The following is a 7,917-nucleotide window of genomic DNA, read 5'->3' on the forward strand; positions in this document are numbered from 1 at the left end:
GGATTTGATCATGGCAAAGGAAATTTATATTGCGGGTGAATGGCGATTAGGCCGTGGTGCAGTCATTCAAAGCCTGTTTCCGGCAGATCAGTCGGTAAACGCTGAGCTTTCAACAGCAACGCTTGAAGATGTAAATGAAGCAATTGAAAAGGCAGATCAGGCTTGGCGTGAACCGAGCTGGAGAAACAGCTTACCGCATGAGCGTGCACGTATTCTCTATAAAGTTGCAGACATTATTGAAGCGCGTGTAGATGAATTAGCGAAACTACAAACCCGCGATAATGGAAAGCCTTTAACCGAAACTCGTGGCTTGGTGATGAGCGCGGCGGCAACTGCACGCTATGTTGCTGCGGCATGTGAAACGCTGAACGATGAGCTCACCACTCAGCGTGCTCCAGACTTTATGACCATGAGTGTGCATGAACCAGTGGGCGTTGTGGCAGCCATTACCCCTTGGAACTCTCCAATTGCGAGTGAAGTTCAAAAGCTTGCTCCAGCTTTGGCAGCAGGAAATGCCGTAGTGTTAAAACCAGCAGAAGCAACTTCACTGATTGCTTTAGAGCTTGCCAAAATTTTTGAAGAAGCAGGTTTACCAAAAGGCTTACTCAGCGTGCTAGTTGGGCGCGGTTCTGTGATTGGTGATGCAATTGCTCAGCACCCATTGGTTCGTAAAATTTCTTTTACAGGTGGAACAACCACAGGTCGTCATTTGGCACATATTGCCGCAGACAAACTGATTACCACTTCGCTTGAGTTAGGTGGTAAGTCACCAACCATCGTTTTACCAGATGCAGATGTCGAACTGGCTGCTAAAGGTGTGGCGTACGGTATTTTTAGCTCGGCAGGCCAAGCGTGTATCGCAGGTTCTCGCTTGTTTATTCATAGCAGTCTTTACGATCAGTTTTTAACGCGTTTGGTTGAAATTACCAAAGGCTTACGTGTGGGCCATCCAGAACAAGCGGGTGTGCATTTAGGGCCACTGGTCAATGACAAACATTTGCATTCCGTCGACCGCTATGTACAGCTTGCCAAAAGCGAAGGTGGTCAAGTTTTGATTGGTGGTGAGGCACTTACGACTGGTGACTATGCCAAAGGAAGCTATTACTTACCGACCATCATCACGGGCTTAAATAACAGTGCTCAAACCTGTCAGGAAGAAATTTTTGGCCCTGTTTTAGTCGTTATGAAATATGACAACGAGCAAGATTTAATTGCTCAAGCCAATGACAGTTGTTTTGGTCTTGCCGCAGGTATCTGGACTGAAAGCTACCGTAAAGCTTGGCGTATTGCACGTGCGTTAGAAGTTGGAACGGTATGGATTAATACCTATAAAAAATTCTCGATTAGTGCGCCTTTTGGTGGCTTTAAAGACAGTGGAATCGGACGCGAAAAAGGCCGTTTGGGCATTTTATCGTACATGCAACAAAAGAGTATTTATATGGGGCTGAATGAACAGCCTAACCCTTGGTGCGATTAATAAATTCAAGGACTGAAAACAAATTTTGAGGAACAGACATGACTGAACGTGTAAATGTAGGCGAAGCAATCGCAAGAGTTTTAGAAGCGCACCAAGTTGATAGTATTTATGGTGTTATTTCCATCCACAATTTACCTATTGCCGATGCAGTAGGGCGCCGTGAAAAAATGCGCTTTGTCGCAGCCCGTGGTGAAGCGGGTGCAGTCACCATGGCAGATGCACACTCGCGTTTTAAAGGTCTAGGTGTAGCGTTGACCAGTACAGGTGCTGGGGCAGGTAATGCGGTAGGTTCACTGATTGAAGCAATGAACGCGGGTAGCCCTGTATTGCATTTAACTGGTCAAGTTGAGCGTGAGTATCTTGACCGTGATGCAAGCTTTATCCATGAAACCAAAGACCAACTTACATTCTTGCGTGCATCAAGCAAAGCGGCGTTCCGTATTACCAGTCCAGACAATGCCGTTGGCGTGATTCGTGAAGCCATCCGTGTAGCAACTACAGTTCCAATGGGGCCAGTAAGTGTTGAGCTACCAATTGATGTACAAGCAGCAGAAATTGATTTGCCACTTAATCTTGGGCCAGTCAAAGCACTTGAGTTGCCACAGGCAGAGCAAGCTGAAATTGATCTTCTTGTAAGCGAAATCAAAAAAGCAAAACGTCCAATTTTCTGGATTGGTGGTGGAACTTTAAATAGCGTTGCTGAAGTGAAAGCAATTGCAGATTTAGGTATTCCGGTTGTGTCGTCTACACACGGCCGTGGTGTGTTGGCAGATGATCATCCACGTAGTTTAGGTGCGTTCCATAACTCGGCAGGCGTTGAGCAATTATTAAAAGATGCTGACTTAATGGTTGTGGTGGGTTCTCGTTTACGTAGTAATGAAACCAAAACTTATTCGGTTGAATTCCCTGAAAACATTATTCAGGTAGATGCCAACCCAGTGGCTCAGCAACGTAATTACAAAATCCGCAACTTCATTTGTGGCGATGCCAAAGATGTCTTAACACGTGTGTTAGAACAGCTTCAAGGAACTTCAAAAGTTGATGCCGATTACGATGCTGCTGTAGTAGCGGCTAAACAGGCTGCAATTGATGCGCTGCGTAAGCAAATCGACCAATACGCTTTAATTTGTGATCACTTACGTGCAGCTTTACCTCAAGACGGCATTTTTGTACGTGACATCACCATGTCGGGTAGTACATGGGGTAGTCGTTTATTCCCTGTACAAGCACCAAACCAAAACATCCACTCACTTGCGGGTGCAATTGGGTTAGGCCTTGCAACAGCAATCGGTGCTTCAGTTGCTAACCCTGACAAAAAAGTAATTGGTTTAGTCGGCGATGGCGGCTTAATGCTTGGTATTGGTGAAATTGCAACTATGGTGCAAGAAAACACCAATATGGTCCTAATGATTATGAATGACGGTGGTTATGGCGTAATGCGTGGCATTCAAAATAACTACTTCGGTGGTCGCCAGTATTTCAATGAACTGCATACTCCAGACTATAAACTTCTTGGCGAATCAATGGGTGTGAAAAGCTGGAAAGTGGGTAGTGCAGATGAGTTTAAAACGGTTATTCAAGAGGCTGTTGCTTTTGAAGGGCCAACCGTGATCGAGCTCGATATGAACTCGATTGGACCATTAAACTTCGCAGGTCCACCGCAAAAGAAATTGTATTAACCAGTTTGGATGGTTTAGTACATATGCGATGGGAGCTGCTAAGCCATCCTTTTTTTAGATAAATTTTTTTGTCTAAAAAACAATAAAAACGAAGTTTTACAGGTAAAACAAATAAAGTTCCAGCAGGACGCTGGAACTCAATCAAGGATGTAGAGATGAAAAAGACTTCATTGATCATGGCATTCATTGCACCGCTTACGCTGGGGGTAAGCGTCAATGCATTTGCAAAAGACTCATTGCTTGAATGGAAAAGTGATGACGGCAACGACTCATTAAAGTTAGGTGGGGTGGTTCGGTTAAATCAACGTTATGAAGATTGGGAAGGCCCAAACCGCGGTTTCGGTAAGCTCTATTTTGATATTTTCAGAGTCGATTTAAAAGGTAAGTTTGATGATGCTTACATCAACGCCAGCTATCTATTTCAAGACCAGCAGAAAACATCTATTGAAAAGGCATACGTTGGCTATAACTTAAATGCCAATAACAGCATTGAAGCAGGTCTGGTTTATAAACCTTTTACAATTTATCCCTATCCGCAAAATGGCTGGACCTATCACATTCCATTCTTTTTAGGGTATGGAAATAACATTGCGCCGGGACTTAACTGGAATTATCACGACAAAGATTGGGATGTAAAACTCGGTTACTACCCGCAAATGTTAGAGACCAACTTGCGTTATTCACCTGAGAGTGCAACTTATGATGATTTGGCAGGAAATGCATTTCCATCTCAAAAAGCCTATCAAAATGAAAAGCGCAATCAAATCAATACCCGCATTGTTCGCAAGTTAGAAACCGATTTTGGTAAGCAGGAGTTTGGTGTTTCTGGCGCGATTGCACAGTTACATAACAAAGTGACCGATAAAGACGGCAAATATTATGCAGTCGGTTTGCATACCGAAAACAACTACAATCGCTTTAATTTACAAAGTTCTGTCATTCACTATCAATACGATGCTAAAAATCCGGATGGTGTAAATAGTGATATGACTTTGATGGGGGCGAATGGTTTTACACCTGCTTATTTCATTGCTTCGGAAGGAACCATTGCCAGTTTAAACCTTGCTTATACGTTGCCTGTGACCAATATGGGCAAGCTAAAAGCCATTAAGTTTTATAATGACTATAGTTATCTCGATAAAAAACGTGATGATTGGTCAGACTCGCAAATGAATACCACAGGGATGATGTTTATTGCTTCACCATTTATGGTTTGGGCAGATTATACGTGGGGTAAAAACTCCAACATTATTGGTGGCTCTACAAACTCAACGGGTTATACCTCTGCAACTTCACCAAATAGTGATAAATGGCTATACCGTATTAACTTTAATATCGGGTTTACTTTCTAAAATAAGCAGCATTAAAAAAAACCACGCAATCGGCGTGGTTTTTTATTTAATAAGTGAAAATTTTTAATACCTGTTTTTTTCAAACTTATTCCAAAACACAAAGGCAGTTACAAAGGCCAAAATGGTTAGCGCGAAAATATAATACATCGCACCAATATCACTATATTGGCTGAGCCAATGAACTAAAGGCAGTGTCATACCACCAACAATTGCATACGATAAATTATAAGAAAATGAAATGCCCGAGAAGCGAACAGGCGCGGGGAACATTTTAACCATACTGCTCGACACCATGCCGACAGTACCAGAGCATAGACCCAACAACATATATAAACCAAAAATGGTTGAATGTGCCGCGTGCCCCAAACTGTTATAAAAAACTGCCGCTGTAAGTGCCACAGCAAGCGCACCGACCATCATGACTTTGCCACAGCCAAAACGGTCAGCAAAATAGCCTGCCAAAATACAGCCGACCATTTGCATGATAATAGCTGCACTTTGCATTTCAAAAGTCTGTGCGCGCTCAAAGCCAAACGTACCAGTTAATAAATTTGGCATAGCTAAAATCACCACCACCACACAGCCTGTTAAAAACCATGTAAATAACATACCAATCGCAACGGCTGTTTTATGCGTTTTTAAGACTTGTTTTATAGGCATTTCTTTTGAAATTTCTTTACGAGCCTGCATAGCTTTAAACACAGGCGTTTCTTTTAAATAAGTTCGTAAATAAAGTGCGACCAGACCAAAAATACCACCTGCAATGAAAGGAATACGCCATGCCCAGTCATGGATTTGTCCTTCACTAAAATTCAGCGAAATCCATAAAGACATGAGCGCGCCTAGTAAAATTCCTAAAGATAGCCCAGCGGTGAGTAACCCATTTGCCAGTCCGATTTTTCTTTCAGGTACATGTTCAGACACAAATGTCCACGCGGCTGGAATTTCACCCCCAATTGCAATACCTTGCACCACACGCATGAGTAATAAAAGTAGCGGTGCCAAATATCCGATATTTTCAAAGGTGGGCAAAATCCCGATAAACAGGGTCGGCAGTGCCATCAGTAAAATAGAAAGTGAAAATAACTTTTTGCGCCCGACCAAGTCACCAAAATGGGCCATGACGACCCCGCCTAAGGGCCTAAAAAAGTAACCTGCCGCAAAAATACCGTAAGTATTGAGCATGGCCCAAAACGGACTAAGTGTGCTGGGGAAAAAGAGGTCGGAAATGATTTTGGCGTAAAACACATAAATCACAAAATCATAAAACTCTAAAGCTCCACCCAATGAAGAAAGGGCAAGGGTTCGTTTATCTTCTTTATTAAGATAGTTCGCGTCCTGCAAAGTTAATTCCTGATCCATTTTTTACTTAATTGTTGTAATTGAAGTTTGGATATTAATGGAAAAGTGAAATAAAAGTAAATGGAGAAAATTTGTTCTATAGGGCAACGCCGATTGGACTTACGCAGATCAAAAAGCTTTAAAACAAAAAACGCTTTAGATAAAACAAAAACAGATGTAGGAATGACTTTTCTTTTGGGGCGTTCAGCGACACAATAAAACTTGTCATAGCCAGTTTAATAAGAGATTCAAAGGATGAGTGTGGTTTTACCTGTCGCGAAGCGTGGTGAAGATATTTTAAAACTAATTGCGGCTCCCGTTTCGGCAAATGAGTTAAACAGTAATTGGCTTTATCAGCTTGCTGACGCTATGCATGCAACTATGCTTGAGCGCAATGGAGTAGGGATTGCTGCACCGCAAGTTTATATCTCTAAACGCGTTATTATTGTGGCTTCTCGACCAAATCCACGCTATCCGGATGCGCCTGAAATGAATGCTGTGGTCATGGTAAATCCAGAAATTTTAGAATTTTCGAGTGAAATGTGTTTGGGCGAAGAAGGCTGCTTAAGTGTACCGGATGAGCGTGGACAAGTTGAACGTGCAGAAATGGTGAAGGTGAAATACTTAACACTTCAGGGTGAAGCAGTTGAAACAATTTTTCACGGTTTTCCTGCTCGTATTGTTCAACACGAGGTCGATCATTTAAATGGAATCTTGTTTGTAGAAAGAATAAGCTAATCTTCCGTTTAAAGTTTTGAAAAACCTATAATGAGCTTGAAATAAATAAGAGAACAGAATTAAAATATTTATATCGTAATTTTTAACTCATTACAAAAGATATAATTTTAATATTATCAGCAGGTTGTGCTGAAATTTTGCGCGATGTTGTAAATCTCCTCATTTAAGGTTACTGACCATGAAAACCCCTCTCCCAGATTATTTGGCAAATGTTATAGAAGCCTGTGACATCGATAACAGCGGTCATCTCGCCGATTATATTCCTGAGTTGGCAAATGCAAACCCAAATCGATTAGCTTTAGCAATGTCTACGGTAGATGGTGAAATTTATTCGGTCGGCGATGATGATGTTGAATTCACCATACAATCGATTTCTAAACCTTTTGTGTATGCTTATGTTTTACAACAACTTGGTATTGATGCAGTTCTTGCGAAAGTAGGGGTAGAGCCTTCGGGGGAAGCCTTCAATGAAATTTCATTGGGTAAAGATGGTCGTCCAAAAAATCCGATGATCAACTCTGGTGCAATTACTGTACATTCCTTGATTCAGGTCAAACATGGTTTGCATAGTGCAGAAATTCTACGACGTTTTATGAGCGAGCTTGCTGGTCGCGAATTAAGTTTTGATGAGTCTGTTTATGATTCGGAAGTCAAAACAGCCTACCGTAATCTTTCGATCGGTTATATGTTGCGCACGGTGGGGATTTTGGAAACTGACCCTGTCGATATTGTGAATGGTTACATTCGTCAATGTGCGATCATGGTTACAGTTAAAGATTTAGTACGCATGGGCAGTGTGCTTGCCAATGGCGGGGTCGACCCTAAAACTGGAAAACGATTACTGAACCGATCTGTAGTGAGACAAGTACTCAGTGTCATGATGAGCTGTGGCATGTATGATGCCGCGGGTGACTGGCTTTCAACTGTCGGTATTCCTGCTAAAAGTGGTGTAGCAGGCGGTATTTTGGGTGTGCTGCCGGGTCAAGTTAGTATTGCTGCTTTTTCACCTCGACTAGATGAGCACGGTCATAGCGTTCGAGGAATCGATATTTTAGAGCGATTATCTCGTGACATGGGATTACATCTCATGGAAGGTACGCCTTCTGCACAAACGATTGTACAAAGTCATTACCGTACAGGAAAAGATGCATCGTTAAGTGTGTATGTGCTTCGAGGGGTATTGAAATTTACCGAAGCTGAAATGTTGTTGCGTATTTTACAAGACGAGACCACTGACCAAAGCACAATCGTGATTGATTTAACCCAGATTTCACTTATCCACGATGTGGGTAAACGTATGTTCTTAGAAGGTGTAGATCGTCTGATTGAT

The 7,917-nt window shown here is 42.2% G+C and carries 6 protein-coding genes; 5 read left to right on the forward strand and 1 reads right to left on the reverse strand.

The window, feature by feature from the left end; all coding sequences use genetic code 11:
* Positions 1 to 10: 10 nt before the first annotated feature.
* The 3 genes from C1642_RS06320 to C1642_RS06330 all read left to right on the forward strand — a co-directional run bounded on the left by C1642_RS06320 (position 11) and on the right by C1642_RS06330 (position 4,508).
* A complete protein-coding gene (locus C1642_RS06320) occupies positions 11 to 1,477 on the forward strand; it encodes an aldehyde dehydrogenase (RefSeq protein WP_103236079.1) in 1,467 nt (488 codons plus the stop codon).
* Between the two features lie 38 nt (positions 1,478 to 1,515).
* Complete coding sequence (locus C1642_RS06325; protein WP_016141928.1) at positions 1,516 to 3,156, forward strand: thiamine pyrophosphate-binding protein; 1,641 nt, start codon at positions 1,516 to 1,518, stop codon at positions 3,154 to 3,156.
* 155 nt (positions 3,157 to 3,311) lie between these two features.
* A complete protein-coding gene (locus C1642_RS06330; protein ID WP_213064262.1) occupies positions 3,312 to 4,508 on the forward strand; it encodes a hypothetical protein in 1,197 nt (398 codons plus the stop codon).
* A gap of 63 nt (positions 4,509 to 4,571) precedes the next feature.
* On the opposite strand, the gene C1642_RS06335 is transcribed toward C1642_RS06330, so the two are convergent.
* Positions 4,572 to 5,870 carry an MFS transporter gene (locus C1642_RS06335; RefSeq protein ID WP_103236080.1) on the reverse strand — a complete coding sequence of 433 codons (1,299 nt, stop codon included), beginning with the start codon at positions 5,868 to 5,870 and terminating at the stop codon, positions 4,572 to 4,574.
* Positions 5,871 to 6,104: 234 nt separating this feature from the next.
* Between C1642_RS06335 and def the strand changes: the two genes are divergently transcribed.
* A complete protein-coding gene (gene def / locus C1642_RS06340) occupies positions 6,105 to 6,587 on the forward strand; it encodes a peptide deformylase (protein ID WP_000117814.1) in 483 nt (160 codons plus the stop codon).
* Positions 6,588 to 6,765: 178 nt separating this feature from the next.
* The coding region (locus C1642_RS06345) for a glutaminase (RefSeq protein ID WP_103236081.1) at positions 6,766 to 7,917 on the forward strand (1,152 nt) is incomplete at its 3' end.

It is taken from the genome of Acinetobacter sp. AKBS16 (genome assembly GCF_002899995.1).
GTDB classification, from domain to species: domain Bacteria; phylum Pseudomonadota; class Gammaproteobacteria; order Pseudomonadales; family Moraxellaceae; genus Acinetobacter; species Acinetobacter baumannii.

Bases quoted from the DNA above. Each gene is read 5' to 3' on its own strand.
- C1642_RS06320 (WP_103236079.1), top strand. From the start codon at position 11: ATGGCAAAGGAAATTTATATTGCGGGTGAATGGCGATTAGGCCGTGGT.
- C1642_RS06325 (WP_016141928.1), top strand. From the start codon at position 1,516: ATGACTGAACGTGTAAATGTAGGCGAAGCAATCGCAAGAGTTTTAGAA.
- C1642_RS06330 (WP_213064262.1), top strand. From the start codon at position 3,312: ATGAAAAAGACTTCATTGATCATGGCATTCATTGCACCGCTTACGCTG.
- C1642_RS06335 (WP_103236080.1), bottom strand. From the start codon at position 5,870: ATGGATCAGGAATTAACTTTGCAGGACGCGAACTATCTTAATAAAGAA.
- def (WP_000117814.1), top strand. From the start codon at position 6,105: ATGAGTGTGGTTTTACCTGTCGCGAAGCGTGGTGAAGATATTTTAAAA.